Source organism: Demequina activiva (assembly GCF_016862815.1).
Taxonomy (GTDB): domain Bacteria; phylum Actinomycetota; class Actinomycetes; order Actinomycetales; family Demequinaceae; genus Demequina; species Demequina activiva.
In genome coordinates this window covers 274,478-299,003 of the sequence record NZ_BONR01000002.1, presented here as the reverse complement: position 1 = coordinate 299,003, position 24,526 = coordinate 274,478, and the positions used below count along the sequence as shown (strand labels likewise).

General features: G+C 69.3%; 21 protein-coding genes and 1 tRNA gene. 7 read left to right on the top strand and 15 right to left on the bottom strand.

Features of this window, described 5'->3' with window-relative positions; genetic code table 11:
* Positions 1-4 precede the first annotated feature (4 nt).
* Complete coding sequence (gene polA, locus Dac01nite_RS06190) at positions 5-2,662, bottom strand: DNA polymerase I (RefSeq protein WP_275404528.1); 2,658 nt, start codon at positions 2,660-2,662, stop codon at positions 5-7.
* Positions 2,663-2,680: 18 nt separating this feature from the next.
* Here polA and Dac01nite_RS06185 point away from each other — a divergent pair, with 18 nt between their 5' ends.
* The 5 genes from Dac01nite_RS06185 to Dac01nite_RS06165 are packed head-to-tail and all read left to right on the top strand — an operon-like array spanning position 2,681 to position 6,819.
* On the top strand, positions 2,681-3,094 hold the full coding sequence (locus Dac01nite_RS06185; protein ID WP_203654440.1) for a PaaI family thioesterase: 414 nt from the start codon (positions 2,681-2,683) through the stop codon (positions 3,092-3,094).
* A gap of 50 nt (positions 3,095-3,144) precedes the next feature.
* Positions 3,145-4,281, top strand: coding sequence for a branched-chain amino acid ABC transporter permease (locus Dac01nite_RS06180; protein WP_239066545.1), 1,137 nt, complete (start codon positions 3,145-3,147; stop codon positions 4,279-4,281).
* A 3-nt stretch (positions 4,282-4,284) separates the two neighbouring features.
* The gene (locus Dac01nite_RS06175) at positions 4,285-5,259 is read left to right on the top strand and encodes a branched-chain amino acid ABC transporter permease (RefSeq protein WP_203654438.1); all 975 of its coding nucleotides are present in this window, start codon (positions 4,285-4,287) and stop codon (positions 5,257-5,259) included.
* Positions 5,252-6,091, top strand: coding sequence for an ABC transporter ATP-binding protein (locus Dac01nite_RS06170; protein ID WP_203654436.1), 840 nt, complete (start codon positions 5,252-5,254; stop codon positions 6,089-6,091). Before Dac01nite_RS06175 ends, Dac01nite_RS06170 begins: the two co-directional genes overlap by 8 nt.
* On the top strand, positions 6,091-6,819 hold the full coding sequence (locus tag Dac01nite_RS06165; RefSeq protein WP_203654433.1) for an ABC transporter ATP-binding protein: 729 nt from the start codon (positions 6,091-6,093) through the stop codon (positions 6,817-6,819). Before Dac01nite_RS06170 ends, Dac01nite_RS06165 begins: the two co-directional genes overlap by 1 nt.
* A gap of 301 nt (positions 6,820-7,120) precedes the next feature.
* Here the strand turns inward: Dac01nite_RS06165 and Dac01nite_RS06160 are convergent, their stop codons facing one another.
* Together Dac01nite_RS06160 and Dac01nite_RS06155 are read right to left on the bottom strand one after the other, a co-directional pair.
* Complete coding sequence (locus tag Dac01nite_RS06160; RefSeq protein ID WP_203654431.1) at positions 7,121-8,383, bottom strand: ABC transporter substrate-binding protein; 1,263 nt, start codon at positions 8,381-8,383, stop codon at positions 7,121-7,123.
* Between the two features lie 218 nt (positions 8,384-8,601).
* A complete protein-coding gene (locus tag Dac01nite_RS06155) occupies positions 8,602-9,195 on the bottom strand; it encodes an ANTAR domain-containing response regulator (protein WP_203655230.1) in 594 nt (197 codons plus the stop codon).
* 133 nt (positions 9,196-9,328) lie between these two features.
* Between Dac01nite_RS06155 and Dac01nite_RS06150 the strand changes: the two genes are divergently transcribed.
* Positions 9,329-9,402: transfer RNA gene (locus tag Dac01nite_RS06150), tRNA-Leu, on the top strand.
* Between the two features lie 77 nt (positions 9,403-9,479).
* The gene (locus tag Dac01nite_RS06145) at positions 9,480-9,932 is read left to right on the top strand and encodes a methylglyoxal synthase (protein WP_203654429.1); all 453 of its coding nucleotides are present in this window, start codon (positions 9,480-9,482) and stop codon (positions 9,930-9,932) included.
* 76 nt (positions 9,933-10,008) lie between these two features.
* On the opposite strand, the gene pyk is transcribed toward Dac01nite_RS06145, so the two are convergent.
* From pyk to hisI, 12 genes are all read right to left on the bottom strand, one after another.
* Positions 10,009-11,427: a pyruvate kinase gene (gene pyk, locus Dac01nite_RS06140; protein WP_203654427.1), complete on the bottom strand. Its 1,419-nt coding sequence runs from the start codon at positions 11,425-11,427 to the stop codon at positions 10,009-10,011.
* Positions 11,428-11,480: 53 nt separating this feature from the next.
* Entirely contained in the window at positions 11,481-12,947 is a 1,467-nt protein-coding gene (locus Dac01nite_RS06135) for a glutamate synthase subunit beta (RefSeq protein ID WP_203654425.1), read from the bottom strand.
* Complete coding sequence (gltB, locus tag Dac01nite_RS06130; RefSeq protein WP_203654423.1) at positions 12,940-17,475, bottom strand: glutamate synthase large subunit; 4,536 nt, start codon at positions 17,473-17,475, stop codon at positions 12,940-12,942. The genes Dac01nite_RS06135 and gltB overlap by 8 nt, the downstream gene beginning before the upstream one ends.
* Positions 17,476-17,593: 118 nt before the next feature.
* Positions 17,594-18,622, bottom strand: a complete 1,029-nt coding sequence (lgt, locus tag Dac01nite_RS06125; RefSeq protein WP_203654421.1) for a prolipoprotein diacylglyceryl transferase — start codon at positions 18,620-18,622, stop codon at positions 17,594-17,596.
* Positions 18,622-19,422, bottom strand: coding sequence for a tryptophan synthase subunit alpha (trpA, locus tag Dac01nite_RS06120; protein WP_203654412.1), 801 nt, complete (start codon positions 19,420-19,422; stop codon positions 18,622-18,624). Before trpA ends, lgt begins: the two co-directional genes overlap by 1 nt.
* Positions 19,419-20,627 (bottom strand): tryptophan synthase subunit beta, encoded by a 1,209-nt coding sequence (gene trpB / locus Dac01nite_RS06115; protein WP_203654410.1) that lies wholly within the window; start codon positions 20,625-20,627, stop codon positions 19,419-19,421. The genes trpA and trpB overlap by 4 nt, the downstream gene beginning before the upstream one ends.
* The gene (gene trpC, locus Dac01nite_RS06110) at positions 20,624-21,433 is read right to left on the bottom strand and encodes an indole-3-glycerol phosphate synthase TrpC (RefSeq protein WP_203654408.1); all 810 of its coding nucleotides are present in this window, start codon (positions 21,431-21,433) and stop codon (positions 20,624-20,626) included. Before trpC ends, trpB begins: the two co-directional genes overlap by 4 nt.
* Before the next feature lie 84 nt (positions 21,434-21,517).
* Entirely contained in the window at positions 21,518-21,961 is a 444-nt protein-coding gene (locus Dac01nite_RS06105; RefSeq protein ID WP_203654406.1) for a DUF2752 domain-containing protein, read from the bottom strand.
* A 3-nt stretch (positions 21,962-21,964) separates the two neighbouring features.
* A complete protein-coding gene (locus Dac01nite_RS06100; RefSeq protein ID WP_203654404.1) occupies positions 21,965-22,291 on the bottom strand; it encodes a CD225/dispanin family protein in 327 nt (108 codons plus the stop codon).
* A gap of 41 nt (positions 22,292-22,332) precedes the next feature.
* Positions 22,333-22,569 (bottom strand): HGxxPAAW family protein, encoded by a 237-nt coding sequence (locus Dac01nite_RS06095; RefSeq protein ID WP_203654402.1) that lies wholly within the window; start codon positions 22,567-22,569, stop codon positions 22,333-22,335.
* 29 nt (positions 22,570-22,598) lie between these two features.
* Positions 22,599-24,146, bottom strand: coding sequence for an anthranilate synthase component I (locus Dac01nite_RS06090; protein ID WP_203654400.1), 1,548 nt, complete (start codon positions 24,144-24,146; stop codon positions 22,599-22,601).
* Entirely contained in the window at positions 24,143-24,505 is a 363-nt protein-coding gene (hisI, locus tag Dac01nite_RS06085) for a phosphoribosyl-AMP cyclohydrolase (RefSeq protein WP_373307237.1), read from the bottom strand. Before hisI ends, Dac01nite_RS06090 begins: the two co-directional genes overlap by 4 nt.
* Positions 24,506-24,526 lie beyond the last annotated feature (21 nt).

Genomic DNA, 24,526 nt, shown 5'->3' with positions numbered 1-24,526 from the left:
CACCCTAGTGTCCGGCCGTGCGCCAGTTCGAGCCCCTGCCGACGTGAACATCGAGGGGCACCGAGAGGTCGCCGGCGCCGTGCATCTGGTCCGTGAGGATCGACTCGACTGCCTGCTCTTCGCCAGGCGCCACCTCGACCACCAGCTCATCGTGCACCTGCAGCAGCTGACGAGAGGCCAGACCTTGGTCCCGCAGCGCGGCGTCCACGCCCAGCATCGCCTTCTTGATGAGGTCCGCGGCGCTTCCCTGGATGGGTGCGTTGAGAGCGACTCGCTCCGCGATGTCGCGGCGCTGTCGATTGGTGGACGTGAGGTCGGGGATGTACCGGCGACGTCCCAGGATCGTCTCGGTGTACCCGTCCTGGCGCGCCTTCTCCACGACCGAGCGCAGGTACTCCCGCACGCCCCCGAACCGCGCGAAGTAGTCGTCCATCAGCGCCTGCGCCTCGCCGACCGGAACCGACAGCTGGCGAGCGAGACCGAAAGAGGACAGCCCGTAGGCGAGGCCGTAGCTCATCGCCTTGACCTTCGACCGCATCTCAGGACTCACATCCTCGGGCTCCACGCCGAACACGCGGGCGCCCACGAAGCGGTGCAGGTCCTCTCCCGCGCGGAACGCCTCGATCAGCCCGTCGTCCTTGCTCAGGTGCGCCATGATGCGCATCTCGATCTGGCTGTAGTCGGCGGTGAGCAGGGTGTCGAAGCCCTCGCCGACCACGAAGGCCTCCCGGATGCGGTGGCCCTCCTCGGTGCGGATCGGGATGTTCTGGAGGTTGGGGTCCTTGGAGCTCAGCCGGCCCGTCGAGGCCACGACCTGGGAGAACGTGGTGTGGATGCGGGAGTCGTCGCGAATCGACTGCGCCAGGGTCTCGATGATCTGTCCCAGCTTGGCCGCGTCCCGATGCGCCAGGAGCGCCTCGAGGAACGGATGAGGGCTCTTCGCCTGGAGATCCGCGAGGGACGATGCGTCGGTCGAGTATCCGGTCTTGATCTTCTTGGTCTTGGGCATCCCGAGACGTTCGAAGAGGACCTCCTGAAGCTGCTTGGGCGAGCCGAGGTTCACCTCGTCGCCGCCGATGGCGTCGTGGGCCATCGCGGCCGCCTGGTCCGCGCGACTGCGAGTCGCGTCGGCGAGCGAGCCCAGGTGCTCGCGATCGACCGCGATCCCCGCATGCTCCATGCGCGCGAGCACGGCTATCAGTGGAATCTCGACCTCGCGGTACAGCTGCGCCATCCCGCGGCGATCGACCTCGGCGTCGAGCTCCGCGGCGAGGCGCGCGACGTGCGCGGCCGTCGCGCCCGCTGCCTGAGCGGCCGGTGCGTCGAGCCCCAGGTCGAGCTCGCCTCCGCCAGAACCGCCGGAGATCGTGATCCCCAGATAGCGCTGGAGCACCGCCTCGAGGTCGAAGCCGCGCTGATCGGCATTCACCAGGAAAGCGCCGATCTGGGTGTCCCCCGTCACCCCTTGCAGGTCGATGCCACGGGAGATGAGGGCATGCCACGCATCCTTCGCGGCATGCAGCACCTTCTCGACGGCGGGGTCCTCGAGCCACGCGCGCAGCGCCGCCTCGTCTGCGGCGTCCAGCGACGACAGATCGATCCCCCACGCCTGACCGTCCGCGCACACTCCCAGCGCCCACGCATCCGCATCGGCGCCGATCCGGCCGTCGACGTGGAGCGCGACCGGACCCGGCAGCGACGTGACGGCGGCCACCGCCCCCTCCAGCACCACCTCGACCTCCTCTGGCGCGTCGGGCGCATCGGCCGTGGAGTCCTCGTTCGCGAAGGGGAGCAGGCGGTCGCGCAGCGTGCGGAACTGCAGCGCGTCGCACACCTGGTGGATCGCCGCCGCATCGGCGCCGCCGTACTCGAGCTGGTCCACCGTCAGCGGCACCTCGAGGTCCGTGATGAGGTGGTTGAGCTCGCGGTTGAGGCGCACCTGGTCGAGGTGATCGCGAAGGCTCTGACCCGCCTTGCCGGGAACGTCGTCAGCGCTGTCGAGGATCTCCTCGAGGCTCCCGTACACGCCGATCCACTTCGCGGCGGTCTTGGGCCCCACGCCCGGCACGCCGGGCAGGTTGTCGCTGGTCTCGCCCACGAGGGCCGCGAGCTCCGGATACTGAGAGGGCTGCACGCCGTACTTCTCGTCGACCGCCTCCGGCGTGAAGTGCACCAGATCCGATACACCCTTGCGGGGGTACAGGAGGGTCACGTCATCGGTGACGAGCTGGATCGTGTCGCGATCCCCCGACACCACGAGCACGCGCATGCCCGCCTCCCGTCCCAGGCGCGCATACGTCGCGAGGAGGTCGTCGGCCTCGTAGCGCTCCTTGTCGACCGCCGCGACCCCGAGGGCATCGAGCACCTCGCGGATGAGCGGCACCTGCGGCTCGAACTCCGGCGGGGTCTCCGCGCGGCCACCCTTGTACGACTCGAGCCGCTCCGTGCGGAAGGTCCCGCCGGGAAGGTCGAACGCGACGGCCACGTGGGTGGGATGGTGCTCCCGCATCAGCGTGGCCAGCATCGTCGTGAAGCCGTAGACAGCGTTGGTCGGCACGCCGGTGGAGGTCGCGAAGTTCTCGACCGGAAGGCCGAAGAAGGCCCGGAAAGCCATCGAAAGTCCGTCGATCAGCAGCAGCGTTGGTCGTGGAGAGTCGCTCACTGTGCCAACCTATCCTCTATGGCTGACATCGACGATGTGTCACTGGAGGAGCTCGGCAGGGGCACCCTCATGGAGCGGATGGGCATCTCCATCGACTCCGTGACGCCCGACCGCGCCGAGGGCTCGATGCCCGTCTCCGGCAACACTCAGCCGTACGGGCTCCTGCATGGCGGCGCATCAGCGGTGCTCGCAGAGACGCTCGGGTCGTACGCCGCCATGGCTCACGCGATGCCGGAGGGCATCGCCATGGGCATCGACCTCAGCATCACGCATCACCGAGCGGTGAGCGAGGGCGCCGTCCGCGCGGTGGCGTCCGCGCTGCACCGCGGGCGCACCATCGCGAGCTACTCGATCGACATCACGGACGAAGAGGGCAGACCGGTCGCAACGGCGCGACTCACCTGCGCTATTCGTCAACGCGCCGCCACATAGTCGAAACATGCGTCGCGTATGTTGAGACAATCCTGACCTGGAGGGGATCCTTGACGAAGAGAATCGACCGACGCGCCATCGTGCGCGCGCTGATCGTGTTCGTCGTGGCTGCTCTCGCCGTGTTCGCCGTCTCGACCATCGGCTCCACAGCCATGGCCGACACGCCGGACGCAGCGACAGCGGTCGCGCAGACGAGCGCGATCCATGCCGATGCCGAGACCACGGAGGCGGAGGTGACGGTCGACGACACCGCCGCAGACGCCCCTGGCACGAACCGCATCGCGCAGAACGTGTTCAACGGCCTGGTGTTCGGACTCCTGCTGGCGCTCGCGTCCGTGGGACTGTCGCTCATCTACGGCACCACCGGACTGAGCAACTTCGCGCATGGAGAGCAGGTGTCGCTGGGTGCGATGCTCGCCTACTTCTTCGCGACTCAGCAGCCCGTGTCGCTGCCGTTGCTGCCATGGGAGTTCGTGATCGGGTGGCCGCTCTGGCTCGCTGCGATCGCGGCCATCGTCGTGGCGGGCGGAACAGGCTGGCTCCAGGACCGCTTCCTGTGGTCCAAGCTGCGCAAGCGCGGCGTCAAGATGGTCCAGCAGATGATCGTCTCGATCGGACTGTCCCTCGCGCTCCTCAACCTCCTGCAGTGGTGGATCGGCCCCGACCGCCTGCGCGTCTCGATCGCGATCGAGGAGCGCCGCCAGGTGGGGCCCATCCAGCTGGGCGACACCACCGCCGTGTCGATCGCCATCTCGATCGCCGTCCTCCTGGCCGTGGCGTACTTCCTGCTGCGCACGCGTCTCGGGCGCGCCACCCGTGCGGTGTCGGACAACCCGGCGCTCGCCGCGGCATCGGGCATCAAGGTCGACGCGATCATCCGACTGGTGTGGATCATGGCAGCGAGCCTCGCCGCCCTGGGCGGCATCCTGATGGCTCTGTACGACTCCGGCACCAAGTTCGATGTGGGCGCCAAGCTGCTGCTGCTGATGTTCGCGGCCGTCACGCTCGGCGGCCTCGGCCAGCCCTTCGGCGCCCTCGTCGGATCCCTCGTCATCGGCGTCGTGGTCGAGACCTCGACCCTGTGGCTCGGGCCCGACCTCAAGTACGCCACCGCTCTCGCCATCCTGATCCTGGTGCTGCTGGTGAGACCACAAGGAATCCTCGGACGAGCGGAAAGGGTGGGCTAGGCCATGGATCTCATCTACGACATCCTGCGCGAGGCGATCGCGCCCACGACCGCGGCATTCGCGCTCGCGGCCATCGGCCTGAACTTCCACTTCGGGCTCACCGGCCTGCTCAACATGGGTCAGGCAGGCTTCATGCTCCTGGGCATGTACGGCTACGCCATCACCGTCCGCGAGGGCGGGCCCATCTGGCTGGGCGTGATCGTCGCGATCGCGTGTGCGGCCGTCTTCGGGCTCATCCTGGGCTGGCCCACGCTCAAGCTCCGCGGCGACTACCTCGCGATCGTGACCATCGCGGCAGCAGAGATGATCCGCTACCTGGGACGTTCGCAGAATCTGAACGACCTCACGGGCGCCTCGACAGGCATCCGAGGCAACGACTTCAAGGGGTCGTTCGAGATGCTCTCTCCCTTCCCCGACTCGCAGGTCACCTTCCTGGTCTGGACCTTCCACGGCACCCGGTCCACGAGCTGGTGGCTGCTGGTCGTGGGCTGGACGCTGGTGGCCCTCATGCTGCTGATGTACTGGCGCCTGTCGAAGTCGCCGTGGGGACGCGTCCTCAAGGGAATCCGCGAGGACGAGGACGCCGTGCGCTCGCTCGGCAAGAACGTCTACTCGTACAAGATGCAGGCACTGGTGATCGGGGGCGTGATCGGAGCGCTCGCGGGCATCATCTGGGCGCTCGGCGCCTCCGTCCAGCCCGACTCGATGGGTCGACCCACGACGTTCTGGATCTGGACGCTGCTGCTCCTTGGAGGCGCGGCGACCATCTTCGGTCCCGTGCTGGGCTCGATCCTGTTCTGGGGCTCGCTCGTGGCGGTGAAGGGACTGGCGTCGCTGCTGATCCCCGAGACTCTCCTCAACACCCAGGAGCTCGAGCCGTTCTCGCTCACGCTCGTGGGCATCACGCTCATGTGCCTGGTGATCTTCAGGCCCCAGGGAATCCTGGGCGACAAGAAGGAGCTGGCCTTCAATGACTGACGATGTGTTCGCCTCCGTTCCCCAGGAGCCTGGCGCCCCCAAGCCGGACCCCATCGTGGTCGCCGACAACGTGCATCGGCACTTCGGCGGCCTCACCGCCGTCGACGTCAAGCACTTCGAGGTGCAGCGCGGCGCCATCACGGCGCTGATCGGTCCCAACGGTGCCGGCAAGTCCACGTTCTTCAACCTGCTCACCGGCTTCGACAAGCCGCAGACGGGCGACTGGCTGTTCAACGGCCACTCCCTCAAGGGAGTCTCGCCCGCCAAGGTCGCGCGAGCCGGCAAGGTGAGGACGTTCCAGCTCACCAAGGCGCTGAGCCGCATGACGGTGCTGGAGAACATGCGCCTGGGTGCGAGCGACCAGAGCGGCGAGAACTTCTTCGTGGCGTTCGCGAAGCCGCTGTGGAAGGACCGCGAGGAGGAGATCACCGCCAAGGCGCACGTGCTCCTCAAGCGGTTCAAGCTCTACGAGAAGAAGGATGACTACGCAGGCACCCTGTCCGGCGGCCAGCGCAAGCTGCTGGAGATGGCTCGCGCGCTCATGTCCGATCCCGAGATGGTGATGCTCGACGAGCCCATGGCGGGCGTGAACCCGGCGCTCACCGAGTCGCTGCTGGATCACATCGTCCAGCTCAAGCAGGAGGGCGTCACCGTCCTCTTCGTCGAGCACGACATGCACATGGTGCGGCGCATCTCGGACTGGGTGGTGGTGATGGCCGAGGGCCGCATCATTGCGGAGGGACCGCCGCACACCGTGATGCAGAACACCGAGGTGCAGGAGGCGTACCTGGGCGCTCACATGGACACCGACCTGTCGGAGGAGGGCTCCTGATGGCCACCGCAGAACCCATCCTGATCGCTGACGACATCATCGCCGGCTACCTTCCCGGCGTCGACATCCTCAACGGATGCTCGATGGAGGTCGCCGAGGGCGAGCTGATCGGCATCATCGGCCCCAACGGCGCCGGCAAGTCGACGTTCCTCAAGGCGCTGTTCGGGCTGGTGCCCATCCGCGAGGGCACGGTCACCCTGGGCGGCCAGGACATCACCAACAAGCGTGCCGACGAGCTGGTGCGCATGGGAGTGGGCTTCGTCCCTCAGACCAACAACGTGTTCCCGTCCCTGACCATCCGAGAGAACCTCGAGATGGGCGCGTTCCAGGCGTCGAAGGGCTTCCAGAAGCAGTTCGACAAGATCATGGACCTCTTCCCCGACCTGGCCTCTCGCCATCACCAGCGGGCCGGCTCGCTGTCGGGAGGCGAGCGCCAGATGGTCGCGATGGCGCGGGCGCTCATGATGGACCCGTCGGTGCTGCTGCTCGACGAGCCGTCGGCGGGACTGTCCCCCGTCCGCCAGGACGAGACCTTCGTGCGTACCCGCGAGATCAACAAGACCGGCGTCACGGTCATCATGGTCGAGCAGAACGCGCGTCGCTGCCTGCAGATCTGCGACCGCGGCTACGTGCTCGACCAGGGTACGAGCGCGTACACCGCCACAGGCCAGGAGCTACTGAAGGACCCCAAGGTCATCGAGCTCTACCTGGGAACGCTCGGCGCGTAGCACCGCACCGTCGAACCCCCGTCGGCCCTGTGCCGGCGGGGGTTCTGCCATTGCCACCGCTGCCCGCGCATCGGCTGCCTTCGCGTCGGCTGCACACGGTGGCGACACGGCAGGTGCGGCCGCTCCCCTGCGCCTGTGCAGCCGACCATCACCGTCAGCTCAGCGCTCTCCCTGCTCCTGGTGTCGCGGGGCCTATCCACAGCGAAGGCACACACGCTCGGGCGCGAGAGGTCCAGGCGGACATGCGAAGAGGGCCCCCGGCCTGAGCCGGGAGCCCTCTCGCTGAAGCGGTCAGTGAGGATCAGACCTCGCCGAACACCGCCTCCACCCAGGTCTGGATGTTGTCGTCGCCGTACTCGTAGACGCCCACGTAGGCGCTCGAGGGGTCGTTGTCCTCGTTGAACGGGCCAACGCCGGAGACGGCCTGGTAGATGATGTCCTCGCCGGACTCGATCAGCTCCGAGCACTCGACCCAGCCGGTGCACTCGGTGCCACCGTCAGCACCGGAGACTGCGGCCAGGTTGTCGGCCACGGTCTGACCGTCGCTGCCGCCACCCTTGAGCGCCGCGAGGGCGACCAGCATGGTGGCGTCGTAGGACTCAGCACCGTAGGCGTACGAGTCGAGCGGCTCGCCGTGGACCTCGTCCAGCAGCGTCTTGAACTCGTCCGAGGCGTTGGCGCCGGGGATGGTGCCCTGCGCGCCGGTCATGGTGCCGGGCTCGAAGTCCGCCGAGTAGTCCGCGGTGTTGCCGTCCGTCAGGTAGAGCTTGTCGGACGGGAAGCCCGCACCCACCAGGGCCGGGATGATGGCCTTGGTCTGGTCGAAGGCGATCACGAGGATGCCGTCGGGGTTGGTGGCGAGCACGTCCTGGACGATCGACTCGAAGTTCGCCGCGTCCGTCTGGAACTCGTCGCCCGAGTTTCCGTACGTGATGGTCGCGCCGTTCTCCTCGTAGACGCCCGAGACCACGTCGCGCAGCGAGGTGGCGTAGTCGTCCGCGAAGAGCAGGATGCCGAGGTTCTCGATGCCGTCGCCGAGCATGAGGTTCGCGAGGGCGTCGCCCTGCACGGTGTCCGGCGGTGCGGTGCGGAAGTAGAACGGCGAGTATCCGGACAGAGCGGTCGAGGTGTTCGCGGGCGAGATCTGGACGATGCTCGCCGCAGCGATGTCGTCGACCACGTTCAGCGACACGGACGAGGACGCCGCACCGACGATCGCCGCGACCTCATCCGAGATGAGCGAGGAGACCGACTGCTGAGCGATCTGGGGGTTGTCCGTGTCCGAGGAGTCCTCGTGGATGATCTCCACGTCCGCGCCGAAGATGCCACCAGCGTCGTTGATCTCCTTGGCGGCCAGGTCGACGCCTGCGACCTCGGGCGGGCCGAGGAAGGCGAGGCTTCCCGTCAGCGGCAGCAGCGAGCCGATCTTGAGCGCGTCACCGGAACCGGTGCCCTCCGAACCCGTGTCCTCCGAGCCGCCGTCCTCAGACGAGCAGGCTGCGAGGGCGAGCGAGGCGGCGGCTGCAAGAGCCGCGCCACGCGCGATGGTGTTCCATCGTGCCATGGTGTGTTCCCTCCACACTGGCGGTGTCTCCGCCAGTCCTTCGGCCCCGAGGACGGTCCTCGGGATGCCTTAGGGTTCACCGTACCGTCACCAGATTTCAGGTGTGGGTCCCGATCATCACAATTTTGTGACCTGGGGGGCAGCGATGGCGGAGGTATTCGCCGCACAGCGACGCTCGCCTGTGGCGGAATCGTGCGCGGCGCGTCGGGAGGGTCCCGCTACTTCTTGCCCGCGCCCATCTGGTCGATCACGGCCTCCGCGACCTCGCGCATGGTGAGGCGACGGTCCATCGACGTCTTCTGGATCCAGCGGAAGGCCTCGGGCTCGTTCAGACGCATGTTCTCCATGAGCAGGCCCTTCGCGCGCTCGACCTTCTTGCGGGTCTCCATGCGCTCCGTGATGTCCGCGATCTCGGACTCGAGCGCGCGGATCTCCGCGAAGCGGGACGCGGCGATCTCGACGGCCGGGAGCAGGTCCGCGGGCGTGAACGGCTTCACGACGTACGCCATCGCGCCGGCGTCGCGCGCGCGCTCGACCAGCTCGGTCTGGCTGAACGCGGTGAGGAGCACTACCGGAGCGAGGCGCTCGGCGGCGATCTTCTCCGCGGCGGTGATGCCGTCCATCACGGGCATCTTGATGTCCATCACCACGACGTCGGGCTGGTGCTCCTGCGCGAGGGCGAAGCCCTCCTCGCCGTTGGCGGCCTCGCCCACCACGTCGTAGCCGGCCTCGGTCAGCGTCTCGACGATGTCCATGCGGATCAGCGCCTCGTCCTCGGCGACGACGGCGCGGCGCTTCTTCGAGGCGGGCATCTCGATGGGCTCGACGGTGTCAGGGGTGTCAGTCACGGCCCCAGCCTAATGTCTGCGAGGCCCGTTGGCCCAACTGGGACACCGCGAGCACGCACTTCGCAGCCCCAGGGAGGCGATAGCCTTGGTCGCGCTGGCCCCGATAGCCCAACTGGCAGAGGCAAACGGCTCAAACCCGTTCCAGTGTGGGTTCGAATCCCACTCGGGGCACTGCGCGCATCAGCGCCGATGCGCGCTTCAGCCGATCGCGGCTCTCCCCGCGGTCGCGTGGACCGGAAGGCACCGCCATGGCACCGCACGTCACCCGTCACATCGCGCTGGTCGCTCACGACCACAAGAAGGACGATCTCCTGACCTGGGCGCGGTTCAACCGCGGTTCGCTGTCCGAGCATTCGCTCTATGCGACCGGGACCACAGGATCGATGCTCGCGAACGAGCTCAAGCTCCCGGTGCACCGGTTCCTGTCCGGTCCCATCGGCGGCGACCAGCAGATCGGCGCACGCATCGCCGAGGGCGGTATCGACCTGCTGATCTTCCTGTGGGATCCGCTCGAGGCCCAGCCGCACGACCCGGATGTGAAGGCGCTGCTGCGGCTGGGGACCGTGTGGAACATCCCCATGGCAACCAACCTCGCGACGGCGGACTACATCATCGCCTCTCCCCTGTTCCGGGACGAGTACGAGCGCGCGGCTCCGCAGCTGCCCACCCGCGATTGGACGGCGTTCGGCGGCAAGGCCTGAGCGCATCGGCCGCACGCAGACCGAGGGCCCGCGACTCCTGATGGAGTCGCGGGCCCTCAGCTCGTGTGCGAGCAGATCAGAGGCGGACCTGACCCACCTTGTGCACGAAGATCGAGTTGGTGGTGCCCGGCACGCCCACCGGCGTGCCCGAGACCACGACCACGTAGTCGCCGTCGACGGCCTTGCCGGTGTCCTTGAGATACGAGTCGACCAGGTTGACCATCTCGTCCGTCGAGTCCACGCGGTCCACCAGCTCGGCGCGCACGCCCCAGCTGAGTGCCAGGCGCTTCTGCGTCTTGGGCTCCGGCGTGAACGCGAGCATCGGCACCGACGGGCGCAGGCGGGCCATCCGCAGCGCAGAGTCGCCGGACTGCGTGAACGTCACGATGTACTTGATGTCGAGGACGTCCGCGATCTCCGCCGCCGCATGCGTCACCGCGCCACCGCGGGTCTTGGGGGTGGTGAGGAACGGGGCGATGCGCGTGAAGCCCTTCTCCTCCGTGTTGCGGACGATGCGCGCCATGGTCTCGACGGTGACGATCGGGAAGTCGCCCACCGAGGTCTCGCCGGACAGCATCACCGCATCCGTGCCGTCGAGGATCGCGTTCGCGCAGTCCGAGGTCTCGGCGCGGGTCGGGACGGGTGCATGCGTCATCGACTCGAGCACCTGGGTCGCGACGATCACGGGCTTGGCGTTGGCACGGCACAGCTCGATCGCGCGCTTCTGGACCAGCGGCACCTCCTCGAGAGGGAGCTCGACGCCGAGGTCGCCGCGGGCGACCATGATGCCGTCGAAAGCGTCGACGATCTCCTCGAGGTTGTCGACCGCCTGCGGCTTCTCGACCTTGGCGATGACGGGCACCGTGATGCCCTCCTCCGCCATGATGCGCGCGACGTCCTCGTAGTCCTGCGCGCCGCGCACGAAGGACAGCGCGATGAAGTCGGCGCCCAGGTGCAGGCCCCAGCGCAGGTCGTCCTCGTCCTTCTCGGACAGCGCGGGGACGGAGACGGCCACTCCGGGCAGGTTGATGCCCTTGTTGTTCGAGACCGGACCCGGAACCACGCACCGCGTGACCACGTCGGTGTCGGTGACCTCGGTGACCTCGAGACGCACCTTGCCGTCGTCGATCAGCAGGGTGTCGCCGGGCGAGCAGTCGCCGGGCAGCCCCTTGAAGGTGGTGCCGCAGATGTCCTTGGTCCCCACGACGTCGCGCGTGGTGATGGTGAACACGTCACCCACGGACAGCTCGTGCGGACCGTCCGCGAACTTCTCGAGACGGATCTTGGGGCCCTGCAGGTCCACCAGGACGGCGACGTTGCGGCCAGCCTCGTCCGCCGCCTGGCGGACGTTGCGGTAGACATCCTCGTGCTCCTGCGCGGAGCCGTGCGAGCGGTTGATGCGGGCCACATCCATGCCAGCGCCGACGAGCTGGCGCATGTTCTCGATCGATGAGGTGGCGGGGCCGATGGTGCAGACGATCTTCGCGTTTCGCATGTTCTCCAACTTAGTAGGTGCGGCGCATGAGCGCCTGGGTATCAGGACCCGGTTCAGGCGCGGATCGCGTGAGTATGAGCGGTGACAGGAGCGGGCAGCTCGGTGCTGCCGAGCAGGTGGGCGTCGATCGCCGAGGCCGCCGCACGGCCCTCCGCGATCGCCCACACCACCAGCGAGGCGCCGCGACCGGCGTCGCCCGCCACGAACACGCCCGGGACGTTGGTGCTGTAGTCATCGGAGCGCTGGATCGCGCCACGGTCCGAGATCGCCACCCCGCCCTGCGAGGACAGCTCGTCGGTCTCCGGGCCGGTGAAGCCCATCGCGATCAGCACCAGATCCGCCGGGACCTCGCGCTCCGTGCCCGCCTTGGGCGTGCGCGAGCCGTCCTCGTTGTACTGGGTCTCCGCGACGCGCAGGCTGCGCACGTGGCCGTTCTCGTCGCCCAGGAACTCCACCGTCGACGCGAGGTACTCGCGGGCGCCACCCTCCTCGTGGCTCGAGGAGATCTCGAACACGCGCGGGTCCGTGGGCCACGGCTCTCCGTTGGGACGCTCCATGGGCGGCTGCTTGCCGATCGCCAGCGTGGTGACGGATGCCGCCTTCTGACGCAGTGCCGTGCCGATGCAGTCGGAGCCGGTGTCGCCGCCGCCGATCACGATGACGTGCTTGCCCTCCGCGTGGATCTGGTCCTCGACGTCGCCGCCCCCTGCCGCCACGTTGCCCTGGTGCAGGTACGGCATCGCGAAGTGGATGCCCTCGAGCTCGCGCCCCGGCGCCGGCAGATCACGGGGACGGGGCGCGCCGGTGGCGACCAGGACCGCGTCGTAGCGGGCACGCAGCTCGTCCCACGCGATGTCCTCGCCGATGGTGACGTCCGTGCGGAAACGCGTGCCCTCCGCCTCCATCTGCTCGATGCGGCGGTCGATGTGGATCTTCTCCATCTTGAAGTCCGGCACGCCGTAGCGCAGCAGGCCGCCCAGACGGTCGTCCTTCTCGTACACGCGCACGGTGTGCCCTGCTCGCGTGAGCTGCTGCGCGGCGGCCAGTCCCGCAGGGCCGGAGCCCACGACCGCGATGGTCTTGCCGGTCTGCCGCTGCGGGATGTGGGGCTCGACGGTGCCGTTCTCGAAGGCGTGGTCGATGATCTCGACCTCGATGTTCTTGATGGTCACGGCCGGCTGGTTGATGCCCAGCACGCACGAGGTCTCGCACGGCGCCGGGCAGATGCGGCCGGTGAACTCCGGGAAGTTGTTGGTCGCGTGCAGGCGGTCGATCGCATCGTCCCACTGCCCCTCGCGCACGAGGTCGTTCCACTCGGGGATGAGGTTGCCCAGCGGGCAGCCCTGGTGGCAGAACGGGATGCCGCAGTCCATGCAGCGCGACGCCTGGCGGCGCAGGGTGGGCTCGTCACGCGACAGCTCGTCCCGCACCTCCTTCCAGTCGAGCAGACGGACCGGCACCGGCCGGTAGGCGGGCAGCTCGCGCTCGCGAGTCCGCAGGAATCCGCGCGGATCAGCCACTGGTCACCTCCAGGAACTCGGCCCACGCACCAGGAGCGCGCAGGTCACCACCGCTCGCCTCGAGCTCGGCGAGCGCATCACGGACACGGGCGTACTGAGCGGGCAGCACGCGCGTGAAGCGCGTCCGTGTCTCGTCCCAGTTGTTCAGCAGCTCACGGCCGCGCGGCGACTCGGTGGCCTCCACGTGGCGATCGATGAGCGTGCGGACGATGGTCTCGTCCTCGGGATCCAGCTCGCTCAGCGTCAGCTCGCCTGCCGCCAGCGCGAGGGCGTTCACGCGCTCGCGGCGCAGGTCGAGCACGTATGCCGTTCCGCCGGACATGCCCGCGCCCAGATTGCGACCCGTGCGCCCCAGGATCACGGCGGTGCCGCCCGTCATGTACTCGAGAGCGTGGTCGCCCACGCCGGCGACCACGGCGGTCGCCCCGGAGTTGCGCACCAGGAAGCGCTCGCCCACCTGGCCTCGCAGGAAGATCTCGCCGCCCGTGGCGCCGTACCCGATGACGTTGCCTGCGATGACGTCCTTGGAGTCGTCCATCATCGACTCGCGCGGCGGGCGCACGATCACGCGGCCGCCGGAGAGCCCCTTCGCCACGTAGTCGTTCGCGTCACCCACCAGTCGCAACGTGATGCCGCGCGGCACGAAGGCGCCGAAGGACTGTCCGGCGGAGCCGTTGAAGGTGAGATCGATGGTGCCGTCCGGCAGGCCATCGCCGCGGTAGCGCTTGGTCACCTCGTGGCCCAGCATGGTCCCGACCGTGCGGTTCACGTTGCGGATGGGCACCTCGAAGGACACCTTCTCCTGACGCTCCAGCGCCGGCTGGCAGCGCTCGATGAGCTCGCGGTCCAGAGCCACCTCGAGCCCGTGCTCCTGCGTGGTCGAGCTGATGAGCGACCGTCCCGGCTCGGGGCGCGCGAGCACCGGTCCCAGGTCCAGGCCCTTCGCCTTCCAGTGGTCGACCGCGGCGCGGGTCTCGAGCGCCTCGACGTGGCCCACCGCCTCCGCGATGGTGCGGAATCCCAGTGCGGCGAGGTGCTCGCGCACCTGCTCCGCGATGAACTCGAAGAAGGTCACGACGTGGTCGGCCTGTCCGGTGAAGCGCGAGCGCAGCTCGGGGTTCTGGGTCGCGACGCCCACCGGGCAGGTGTCGAGGTGGCACACGCGCATCATGATGCAGCCCTCGACCACGAGGGGCGCCGTCGCGAAGCCGAACTCCTCGGCCCCCAGCAGCGCCGCGACCATGACGTCCCGGCCGGTCTTCATCTGGCCGTCGACCTGGACCACGATGCGGTCGCGCAGGTCGTTGAGCACCAGGGTCTGCTGCGTGTCCGCGAGTCCGATCTCCCAGGGGGCTCCCGCGTGCTTGAGGGAGTTGAGCGGACTCGCGCCGGTGCCTCCGTCCTGGCCGGAGATCAGCACCACGTCCGACTTGCACTTCGCGACGCCTGCCGCGATGGTGCCCACGCCCACCTCGGACACCAGCTTGGTGTGGATGCGCGCGTTAGGGTTCGCGTTCTTCAGATCGTGGATGAGCTGCTTGAGGTCCTCGATCGAGTAGATGTCGTGGTGCGGCGGCGGCGAGATGAGGCCCACGCCCGGCGTCGAGTGACGCGTCTCCGCGACCCAGGGATACACCTTGGTCCCGGGCAGCTGACCGCCCTCGCCGGGCTTGGCGCCCTGGGCGAGCTTGATCTGGATGTCGTCCGCGTTCACGAGGTACTCGCTGGTGACGCCGAACCGGCCCGAGGCGACCTGCTTGATCGCGCTGCGACGCTCGGGGTCGTACAGGCGCTCGGTGGACTCGCCGCCCTCGCCCGTGTTGGAGCGCCCGCCCAGGCGGTTCATGGCGATCGCCAGAGTCTCGTGGGCCTCCGCGGAGATCGAGCCGTAGGACATTGCGCCGGTGTTGAAGCGCTTGACGATCTCGCTCACGGGCTCGACCTCGTCGAGGGGCACCGGCTGGCGGTCGGAGGAGAACTCGAGCAGGCCGCGCAGCGTCATGAGACGCCGGGACTGATCGTCCACCCGGTCGGTGTACTGCCGAAAAACGTCGTACTGGCGGGTGCGCGTCGAGTGCTGGAGCTTGAAGACCGTGTGAGGGTCGAACAGGTGCTCCTCGCCGTCTCGTCGCCACTGGTACTCGCCGCCGGTGTTGAGGCGCTGGTGCGGCGGCAGCTCGCCCGACGGAGGGTACGCGTCCGCGTGCCGCTGGGCGACCTCCCGCGCGATGACGTCCATGCCCACGCCGTCGATCTGGCTGGGAGTGCCCACGAAGTGCCGGTTGACGAACGCGCGCGACAGCCCCACGGCCTCGAAGACCTGCGCACCACGGTAGGACGCGATGGTCGAGATGCCCATCTTTGACATGATCTTGAGGACGCCCTTGCCGAGCGCCTTGATGAGGTTGCCGGTGGCCTTCTCCGGGGTCACGTCGCCCAGGTAGCCGCGGTTCGCCAGATCCTCGACGGTCTCCATCGCGAGGTACGGGTTGACCGCGGCGCAGCCGTAGCCGATGAGCAGCGCCACGTGGTGGACCTCGCGCACGTCGCCGGCCTCGACGATGAGCGAGGCGCGGGTACGCGTGTGGTTGCGCACCAGGTGATGGTGCACCGCCGAGGTCAGCAGCAGCGACGGGATGGGCGCGAAGTCCTGGTTCGAGTCGCGGTCGGACAGCACGATGAAGGACTCGCCCTGCGCGATCGCGTGGTCGACCTCGTCGAAGATGTCCGAGAGGCGGCGCTCCAGGCCCTCGTGGCCGTCCCGCACGCGGTACAGACCACGGATCTTGCGGGCCGAGAACACTCCCTTGAGGTGCGGGTCCGCATCGATGTGGAGGATCTTCGCGAGCTCGTCGTTGTCGATCACGGGGAAGTCGAGGATGATCTTGCGCGCGTGCTCAGGGGTGGCCTCGAGCAGGTTGGGCTCCGGGCCGATCGCTCCGCCGATCGCGGTGACGATCTCCTCGCGGATCGCGTCCAGCGGCGGGTTGGTGACCTGCGCGAACATCTGCGTGAAGTAGTCGAACAGCAGGCGCGGCCGGCTCGACAGCACCGCGATGGGCGTGTCCGAGCCCATGGCACCGATGGGCTCGATGCCCGTGGCGGCCATGGGCGTGAGCAGCTTCTTGAGCTCCTCCTCGGTGTACCCGAACGCCCGCTGGCGGCGCTTGACGGAGGCCTGCGAGTGCACCACGTGCTCGCGGTCGGGGACGTCCGCGAGCCGCACGGCGTTGTCCTTGACCCACTGCTCGTACGGGTGCTCGGCCGCGAGCTGGGACTTGATCTCCTCGTCCTCGACGATGCGACCGGCAGCGGTGTCCACCAGCAGCATGCGTCCCGGCTGCAGACGGCCCTTGCGGACCACCTTCGCCGGATCGATGTCGAGCAGACCGGCCTCGGACCCGGCGACCACGAGGCCGTCGTCCGTGAGCCAGAAGCGGCCGGGGCGCAGCCCGTTGCGGTCGAGGGTCGCGCCGATGAGCGTGCCGTCGGTGAAGTGCAGCGCGGCGGGGCCGTCCCAGGCCTCCATGAGCGATGAGTGGTACTCGTAGAACCCGCGCCGTGCAGGGTCCATCTCCTGGTTGTTCTGCCACGCCTCGGGCATCATCATCAGCACTGCGTGCGGCATCGAGCGTCCGCTCAGGTGCAGCAGCTCGAGGACCTCGTCGAACGAGGCCGTGTCCGACGCGGAGGGCGTGCAGATGGGCATCAGGTCCGCCATGTCGCCCAGCAGCTCGGAGGCCATGGTGCCTTCGCGCGCGGTGATCCAGTTGCGGTTGCCCTGAACGGTGTTGATCTCGCCGTTGTGCGCGATGCCGCGCAGCGGCTGCGCCAGCGGCCACGACGGGAACGTGTTGGTCGAGAAGCGCGAGTGCACCAGCGCCAGCTCGGACTCGAACAGCTCGTGCGTGACGTCGGGGAACACCTGCTCGAGCTGGTACGTGGTGAGCATGCCCTTGTAGGTCAGCGTGCGGCTCGACAGCGACGCGAAGAACGGGCCGCCGGACTTCTCCGAACGCTTGCGGACACGGTAGATGCGGCGGTCCAGCTCGATGCCCGAGAGTCCGTCCGCGACCACGAACACCTGCCGGAACACCGGCATGGCGGCGCGTGCCGAGGGTCCCAGCGGCTCCGGGTTCACGGGAACGTCCCGCCAGCCGAGCACCTGAGCGCTCTCCGACTGGGCGGCCTGCTCGAAGGCGCGCATCTGCGCGTCCTCCTCGCCTGGGGTGAGGAACGCGATGCCCACCGCGTAGTGGCCAGCGTCGGGGAGCTCGACATCCACCACGGCGCGCAGGAAGCGGTCAGGGACCTGCGTGAGCAGACCCGCCCCGTCGCCGGTCTCGGTCTCCGCGCCCACGGCTCCGCGGTGCTCGAGGTTCTTGAGGGCCGTCAGCCCGGCGTCCACGATGTCGCGACCGGGCGTGCCACGCAGGGTCGCCACGAAGGCGACACCGCACGCGTCGTGCTCGTACGCGGGGTTGTACAGCCCGTAGCCGGGCTGGGGAGCGCCAGAGTAAGCGGCCATCACACCGTCCTTTGCCGTCCCCGGCTGGCGCCGAGGACTCGTTGGTTGCGGGGCGCCGTCGCCCGGTGAACACACGGGTGAACAGCCTACCGCGTACCGGGCTCCGGTAAAGAACCCATCATGACTTCTCCTGGCTTGTGGCCGGGCCGTCGTCGTCGGTCGTCTCGGCCTGATCGGCCGATGCGGTCGCGCCCTTCGCTGTGGGGCCGTCGCTGTCCTCGGCAAGGATAACGGCTTCGCCGGGCTGCTCTGCCGACGCGCTCGCAGGTGCCTCTGCAGGCTCGCCCTGGGGCGCATCGGCCGTGCGGGGCGCCGCGAGGCGATCGCGCGGCACGCGCTCGGACTTCGCGGCCTGGAGCCTGCCGAGGACCACGAACATGATCACGGCCAGCGCGAGCACCGCCATCGACACCCACACGTTGATGCGCAGGCCTCCCACGGTCACCGCGGTGTCGATGCGCACCATCTCGATCCACAGGCGACCCGAGACGTAGACCATCACGTACAGCCAGAACACGCGGCCGCCGCGCAGGTCGAAGCGCCTGTCGAGGTAGACGATGAGCGCCGCACCCGCGAGGTTCCACAGCAGCTCGTACAGGAAGGTGGGGTGGAAGGTCTCGAACTGCTCGTAGCCCTCGGGACGGAACATGGGGTCGATCTCGAGGGCCCACGGCACCGTCGTGGGTGCGCCGAACAGCTCCTGGTTGAACCAGTTGCCCACGCGGCCGATCGCCTGCGCGATCAGCACCGCCGGGGCGGCGGCGTCCGCGAAGGCCGAGAACGAGGCATGGTGGCGCCGGGCGCCGATGTACGCTCCGAGCGCTCCGAGCGCGATCGCTCCCCAGATGCCCAGGCCGCCGTTCCAGATCTCGAAGGCGGCCCAGGGGTCACCGTCCTCGCCGAAGTACGGCCCCGGCGTCGAGATGACGTGATAGAGGCGCCCGCCGATGATCCCGAAGGGGATCGCCCACAGGGCGATCTCGCCCACGGTCTCGGGGTCGCCGCCGCGCTCCACCCACCGCTTGGTGGTGAACCACAGCGCGAAGAAGATGCCTGCGAGGATGAACAGTGCGTAGGCGTGGATGGTGAGCGGGCCGATGGCGAAGCTCTGCCATTCGGCCGGAGGGCTCGGGATGTACGTGCGCATCAGCGCCCTTCTCTCACGCCGGCGGCGAGCTGCGTCACGCGCTCGCGCACCGCGGCGATGCCGGACTCGGGGTCGGGCGCCTCGCCGAGGGCTCGCACCAGGGCGGTGCCCACGATCACGCCATCGGCGAAGCGGGCGATCTGAGCCGCGTGCTCGCGCGTCGAGACGCCCACGCCCACGCACACGCGCTCGGCGCCGGCCTCGCGCACCTCGGCGACGACGCGCTCGGCGGCGTCGCCCACCTGCGCCCGCTCCCCCGTCACTCCCATCAAGGGGGTGGCGTAGACGAAGCCACGAGATGCCTCGGCGGTGAGATGCATGCGCTCGCGGGTGGTCGACGGCGCCACCAGGAAGATCGTGTCGAGGTCGACGGCGCGCGCGGCGTCGACCCAGTCCGCGCCGGCGTCCGGCGTGAGGTCAGGCGTGATGACCCCGGAGCCGCCGGCCTGCTGCACGTCGCGCGCGAAGGCGTCGAGCCCGTGCTGCAGCATCGGGTTGAAGTAGGACATGACCACGGGCTCCGCGCCGGCCTCGCGCACCGCGCGAACCGCGGCAAAGGTGTCCGCCATCCGCACTCCTCGCTCGAGAGCCTGGGCGACCGCGAGCTGGATGACCGGACCGTCGAGCACCGGGTCCGAGTATGGCGGGCCGATCTCCACGATGTCCGCGCCGGCCTCGACCATCGCCTGCATCGCGCGAATCGACGTCTCCACGTCGGGAAAGCCCACGGGCAGGTAGCACACGAGGGCTGCACGGCCCTCCGCCTCGATCGCATCGAAGCGATCGCTGAGCGCGCTCACGCGTCCTGTCCCGGCAGCATGTCGAACCACCGCGCGGCCTGCTCGACGTCCTTGTCTCCTCGGCCGGACAGCGTGACGAGGATCGTGGCGTCGGGGCCGAGCTCCTGGCCCAGCCGGAGGGCGCCGGCCAGGGCGTGCGCGGTCTCGATCGCCGGCAGGATGCCCTCGGTGCGGCTGAGCAGGCGGAAGGCCTCCATGGCCTCCGCATCCGTCACCGGCCAGTACTCGGCACGGCCGATCTCTGCCAGCCAGGAGTGCTGCGGGCCCACGCCCGGGTAGTCCAGACCCGCGGAGATCGAGTGCGACGGCAGGGTCTGGCCCTCCGCGTCCTGGAGGATGTACGAGCGCGAGCCGTGCAGGACGCCCGCGCGGCCACCCGTCAGGGTCGCGGCGTGACGGTCCGTCTCGACGCCGTCTCCTGCCGCCTCGCAGCCGATGAGCCGCACGCCGTCGTCGTCGAGGAACGCGTCGAACGAGCCGATGGCGTTGGAGCCGCCGCCCACGCAGGCGAGCACCGCGTCGGGAAGCCCGCCCAACGCGAGCATCTGCGCACGGGCCTCGACGGAGATGATGCGCTGGAAGTCGCGCACCATGGCCGGGAACGGGTGGGGCCCGGCGGCGGTGCCGAACACGTAGTTGGTGGTCTCGACGTTGGCGACCCAGTCGCGAAAGGCCTCGTTGATCGCATCACGCAGGGTGCGCGTGCCGGTGGTGACGGGAACCACCTCCGCACCCAGCAGGCGCATCCGGGCGACGTTGAGCGCCTGGCGCTCGGTGTCCTCCTCGCCCATGTAGATCACGCACTCGAGGTCCATGAGCGCGGCTGCCGTCGCGGTGGCGACGCCGTGCTGTCCTGCGCCGGTCTCCGCGATCACCCGCGACTTGCCGATGCGCTTGGTGAGCAGCGCCTGCCCCAGCACGTTGTTGATCTTGTGCGACCCGGTGTGGTTGAGGTCCTCGCGCTTGAGGTAGACCGTCGCTCCCCCGGCGTGCCGGGCGAAGCGCGGCACCTCGGTGACGATGCTGGGCCGGCCCGTGTACTCGCGTGCGAGGCGGTCGAGCTCCTGAGTGAAGGGAGGGTCGATGCGGGCCTTGTCGTAGGCGTCCGTCAGCTCGTCGAGGGCGGCCATGAGCGCCTCGGGCACGAAGCGCCCGCCGAAGTCACCGAAGAAGGGCCCGGGGGCCTGCTGCAGCGAACCGGTCACGGACGCACCGCTCGCAGCGCGGGGTGGGCGCCGGCGGCGACCATCTCCGCCACGGCCGTGCGGGGGTCCTTGTCCTTCACGAGCGCCTCGCCCACCAGCACGGCGTCGGCGCCCATGCGCGCGTACTCGACCACGTCATGGCCGTCGCGGATGCCGGACTCGGCGATGCGGATGATGCCGTCCGGGATCGTGGGCGCGACGCGGGCGAAGGTGTGGCGATCGACCTCGAGGGTCTTGAGGTTGCGGGCATTGACGCCGATCACGCGAGCGCCGGCGTCCGCTGCACGCTTGACCTCCTCCTCGTCGTGGACCTCGACCAGCGCGCACATGCCGAGCGAGTGGACCCGCTCGACCAGGCTCTCGAGGGCCATCTGGTCGAGCGCCGCGACGATGAGCAGGACCACGTCCGCGCCGTGGGCGCGCGCCTCCCACACCTGGTACGGAGTGACGATGAAGTCCTTCCGAAGGATGGGGATGTCGACCTTGGCGCGCACCGCGTCGAGGTCCGCCAGGGAGCCGCCGAACCGGCGCTCCTCCGTGAGCACGGAGATGACGGTGGCGCCGCCGGCCTCGTACTCGGTGGCGAGCGAGGCGGGGTCGCTGATGGAGGCGAGGTCGCCCTTGGAGGGGCTGGAGCGCTTCACCTCGGCGATCACGGAGACCGCGTCGGAGGCGAGCAGCTGGCGGGCGTCGATCGCGCAGGGCAGACGGGAGGCGCGCTCCTTGAGAGCGTCCATCGACGTGCCGGACTCGCGCACGGCGAGATCCTCGCGCACGCCTGCCACGATGCTCTCGAGAACGCTCATCGTCTTCCCCCGTTCATGGCCACCATGCTACCGCCGCGTCCAGGTCCGGATGACCCGTCCATCGGTCCGGAGGGTCGTGGGCGATCACGGAGCCAGGTACGGCTCCAGGGCAGGGATGTTGCGCAGCACGGCGTAGAGCACGACGGCTCCCGCCAGCGCGTAGAGGGACCAGGCCGGCGCGGGCCTGCGCCGCACGGGACGCCCCAGCGCGGCCGCGGTCCACGCGGCCCAGCGCCACAGCAGCCACGGCACCACGAGCACCGCGAGCGGGTTCATGCCCCACGCTCCCGCGAGGTCGAGGTGGGCCATGTCGTGGATGGCGCGCAGCGAGCCGCAGCCCGGGCAGTACCAGCCGGTGAGCCACAGGCTGGGGCACGTCGGATAGTGGCCGCCCTCGTGGGGGTCGACCTGGGCCACGTAGGCGGTCGCGGCGACGGTCGCCACCGCGACGGCCACAGGCGCGACGAGAGGGTGGAGTCGCGACGCAGCGGTGCGCTGCGCGGACTCCACCCTCTCGAGGAGCGACACGGCTCAGACGGACGCGTCGAGCGCGAAGACTCCGCCGAAGAGGAGCGCGAGGTACGCGATGCCGACTACGGCGCCGATGCCGATGCCCCACAGCGAGACCTTCTTGGCGGTGTCGGCGGACTCCTGGGCACCGGCGTGGTCGCCACGCTCCCACTTGCCGTTGACCTCCGCAGCCTTGACGATCGCCCAGATGCCCAGCGGGAGGCAGCACAGCACCGTGGTGATGATCGCGAGCACCAGGTTGTTGTTCGGGGGCTGACCGGCCGAGCCGGGGACGCCGGGCTGGGGCGCCGCGGGAGGCGGCGGAGGGGGCGGGGTGATGTCACTCATGCGTGTCTCCTTTGATGGCGAGCGACCGGGATGAGGGGCCGCTACGTGAGGGGCTGCCCGTGGCCGAGCGCGCGCAGGGCACCCCCGACCGCGAGAGCCACGACTGCCAGGCCGACTCCGACCCAGACCACGGGCCAGATCGGGAACGCCAGACCGATCGAGATCACGAGCGCCGCGATGACGAGGCCCCCGTTGGTGACCCACGCCGCCGTGGTCTTGCCGTGGTTGGCGTGCGCCTCATCGGGGAGGTTCTCCGGGGCGATCTCGATGCTCGACATTCCTTCTCCTTGCCAGTCGTGGGGCCAGTCTAGCCATCTCGCGCGGGACGCAGGCGTGACGCGAGCGAGATGGCGCGAATCATCGCGGCGGCCTTGTCCTTGGTCTCCTGATCCTCGCTCGCGGGGACCGAGTCGGCGACGATCCCGGCGCCCGCCTGGACATGGGCGACACCGTTCTCGATGAGCGACGTGCGGATGGCGATCGCCATGTCCATGTCGCCCGCGAAGTCGAAGTAGCCCACGGCGCCGCCGTAGAACGCGCGCCGCGTGGGCTCGATCTCGTCGATCAACGCGATGGCACGGGGCTTGGGTGCGCCGGACAAAGTGCCCGCAGGGAAGGTCGCCGCGAACACGTCCACGGGCCCATGCGCGCCCTCGAGCTGGCCGACCACGGTCGAGCAGATGTGCATGATGTGGCTGTAGCGGTTGACCTTCATGAACTCGAGCACCTCCACCGAGGTGGGAGCGCACACCTTGACGAGGTCGTTGCGAGCGAGGTCGACCAGCATGACGTGCTCGGCCAGCTCCTTGGGATCCGCGAGCAGCTCCTCCTCGAGGCTCTTGTCCTCCTCGGGGGTGGCGCCCCGCGGCCGCGAGCCCGCGATGGGGAAGGTCGAGACCCGTCCGCGATGCACGGCAACGAGCGACTCGGGGCTGGCGCCCACGACCGCGAACTGTCGGCCGAGGTCGTCCTCGAGCTGGAAGCAGTACATGTACGGGCTCGGGTTGAGCGTGCGCAGCACCCGGTAGACGTCGAGAGGGCTCGCCTCGCAGTCCACGTCGAAGCGTTGCGCCGGCACCATCTGGAACACCTCGCCGTCGCGGATCGCGCCCTTGGCGAACGCCACCATGTCCTCGTACTCGCCGTGCGCCGAGCGCTGCCTCACGGACGGCTCCACCGCGTCGGCGTCCAGCGCGGAGACATCACCCGCGGGGGCGTCCACGAGCGCTCGCTCCATCGCATCGACACGGGCCACCGCATCGGCGTAGGCACCCTCGATGCCGCTGGCCTGCGCATCGGCGTTCACGGCGTTGGCGATCAGCCACACCGAGCCGTCCTGGTGGTCGATCGCCGCCACGTCGGTGGCCAGGAGCAGGTGCGCGTCCGGCACGTCGAGCTCGCGCGGCGCCTTCTGCGGCAGCGTGGGCTCCCATTGGCGGACGATGTCCCAGCCCAGCACGCCCACCAGACCCCCCGTGAGCGGAGGCAGACCCGGAATGGGCTCCGAGCGCAGCTCGTGCAGCGCGCGGCGGATGGCGTCCAGCGGCGCGCCGTCCGCGAGACCTACGGGCACGTCGCCGGACCAGCGAGCCTCGTCGCCGTCCACCGTCAGCGCAGCCCGTGCGTGCACGCCCACGAACGAGTACCGACCGCGGGTGCCGTCGGGCTCGGCGGACTCGAGGATGAAGGTGTTGGGGCGATCGCCGGCGAGCGCACGGTAGACCGCGACGGGCGTGAGGCCATCGGCGAGCACGCGACGCACGACCGGCACCACGCGGTGCGTCCGACCCAGGTCGACGAAACCCTCCAGCGTGGGCCAGGTCTGGCCCCAGGCCACCGCGACGGGCTGGCTCATGCGAGGCTCTCCGCGTCCACGGCGTGCAGGTCTCCCCCGGCCTGGAAGCAGGTGGTGGCGCCGGTGTGGCACGCGGGTCCGTGCTGGGTGACTGTCACCAGCAGCGCGTCTCCGTCGCAGTCGATCTCGACGCGGTGGACCTCCTGGATGTGGCCGGAGGTGTCGCCCTTGCGCCACAGCTCGCCCCGAGAGCGGCTCCAGTACACCGCCCGGCCGGTCGTCAACGTCTGGTGAAGGGCCTCGTCGTTCATCCACGCGACCATGAGGACCTCGCGGGTGGCGCGATCCTGGACGACCGCGCACACGAGGCCGTCGTCGGAACGCTTGAGACGCTCGGCGATCTGAGGATCCAGGGACATGCCGACCATCCTTCCAGATCG

What these genes read in the sequence shown, in the direction of transcription:
- Dac01nite_RS06185 (WP_203654440.1), top strand. Translation starts at nt 2,681, where the DNA reads ATGGCTGACATCGACGATGTGTCACTGGAGGAGCTCGGCAGGGGCACC.
- Dac01nite_RS06145 (WP_203654429.1), top strand. Translation starts at nt 9,480, where the DNA reads ATGGCACCGCACGTCACCCGTCACATCGCGCTGGTCGCTCACGACCAC.
- Dac01nite_RS06175 (WP_203654438.1), top strand. Translation starts at nt 4,285, where the DNA reads ATGGATCTCATCTACGACATCCTGCGCGAGGCGATCGCGCCCACGACC.
- Dac01nite_RS06160 (WP_203654431.1), bottom strand. Translation starts at nt 8,383, where the DNA reads ATGGCACGATGGAACACCATCGCGCGTGGCGCGGCTCTTGCAGCCGCC.
- trpC (WP_203654408.1), bottom strand. Translation starts at nt 21,433, where the DNA reads ATGAGCGTTCTCGAGAGCATCGTGGCAGGCGTGCGCGAGGATCTCGCC.
- Dac01nite_RS06170 (WP_203654436.1), top strand. Translation starts at nt 5,252, where the DNA reads ATGACTGACGATGTGTTCGCCTCCGTTCCCCAGGAGCCTGGCGCCCCC.
- lgt (WP_203654421.1), bottom strand. Translation starts at nt 18,622, where the DNA reads ATGCGCACGTACATCCCGAGCCCTCCGGCCGAATGGCAGAGCTTCGCC.
- Dac01nite_RS06165 (WP_203654433.1), top strand. Translation starts at nt 6,091, where the DNA reads ATGGCCACCGCAGAACCCATCCTGATCGCTGACGACATCATCGCCGGC.
- hisI (WP_373307237.1), bottom strand. Translation starts at nt 24,505, where the DNA reads ATGTCCCTGGATCCTCAGATCGCCGAGCGTCTCAAGCGTTCCGACGAC.
- Dac01nite_RS06155 (WP_203655230.1), bottom strand. Translation starts at nt 9,195, where the DNA reads ATGCCCGCCTCGAAGAAGCGCCGCGCCGTCGTCGCCGAGGACGAGGCG.
- pyk (WP_203654427.1), bottom strand. Translation starts at nt 11,427, where the DNA reads ATGCGAAACGCGAAGATCGTCTGCACCATCGGCCCCGCCACCTCATCG.
- Dac01nite_RS06090 (WP_203654400.1), bottom strand. Translation starts at nt 24,146, where the DNA reads ATGAGCCAGCCCGTCGCGGTGGCCTGGGGCCAGACCTGGCCCACGCTG.
- gltB (WP_203654423.1), bottom strand. Translation starts at nt 17,475, where the DNA reads ATGGCCGCTTACTCTGGCGCTCCCCAGCCCGGCTACGGGCTGTACAAC.
- Dac01nite_RS06100 (WP_203654404.1), bottom strand. Translation starts at nt 22,291, where the DNA reads ATGAGTGACATCACCCCGCCCCCTCCGCCGCCTCCCGCGGCGCCCCAG.
- Dac01nite_RS06095 (WP_203654402.1), bottom strand. Translation starts at nt 22,569, where the DNA reads ATGTCGAGCATCGAGATCGCCCCGGAGAACCTCCCCGATGAGGCGCAC.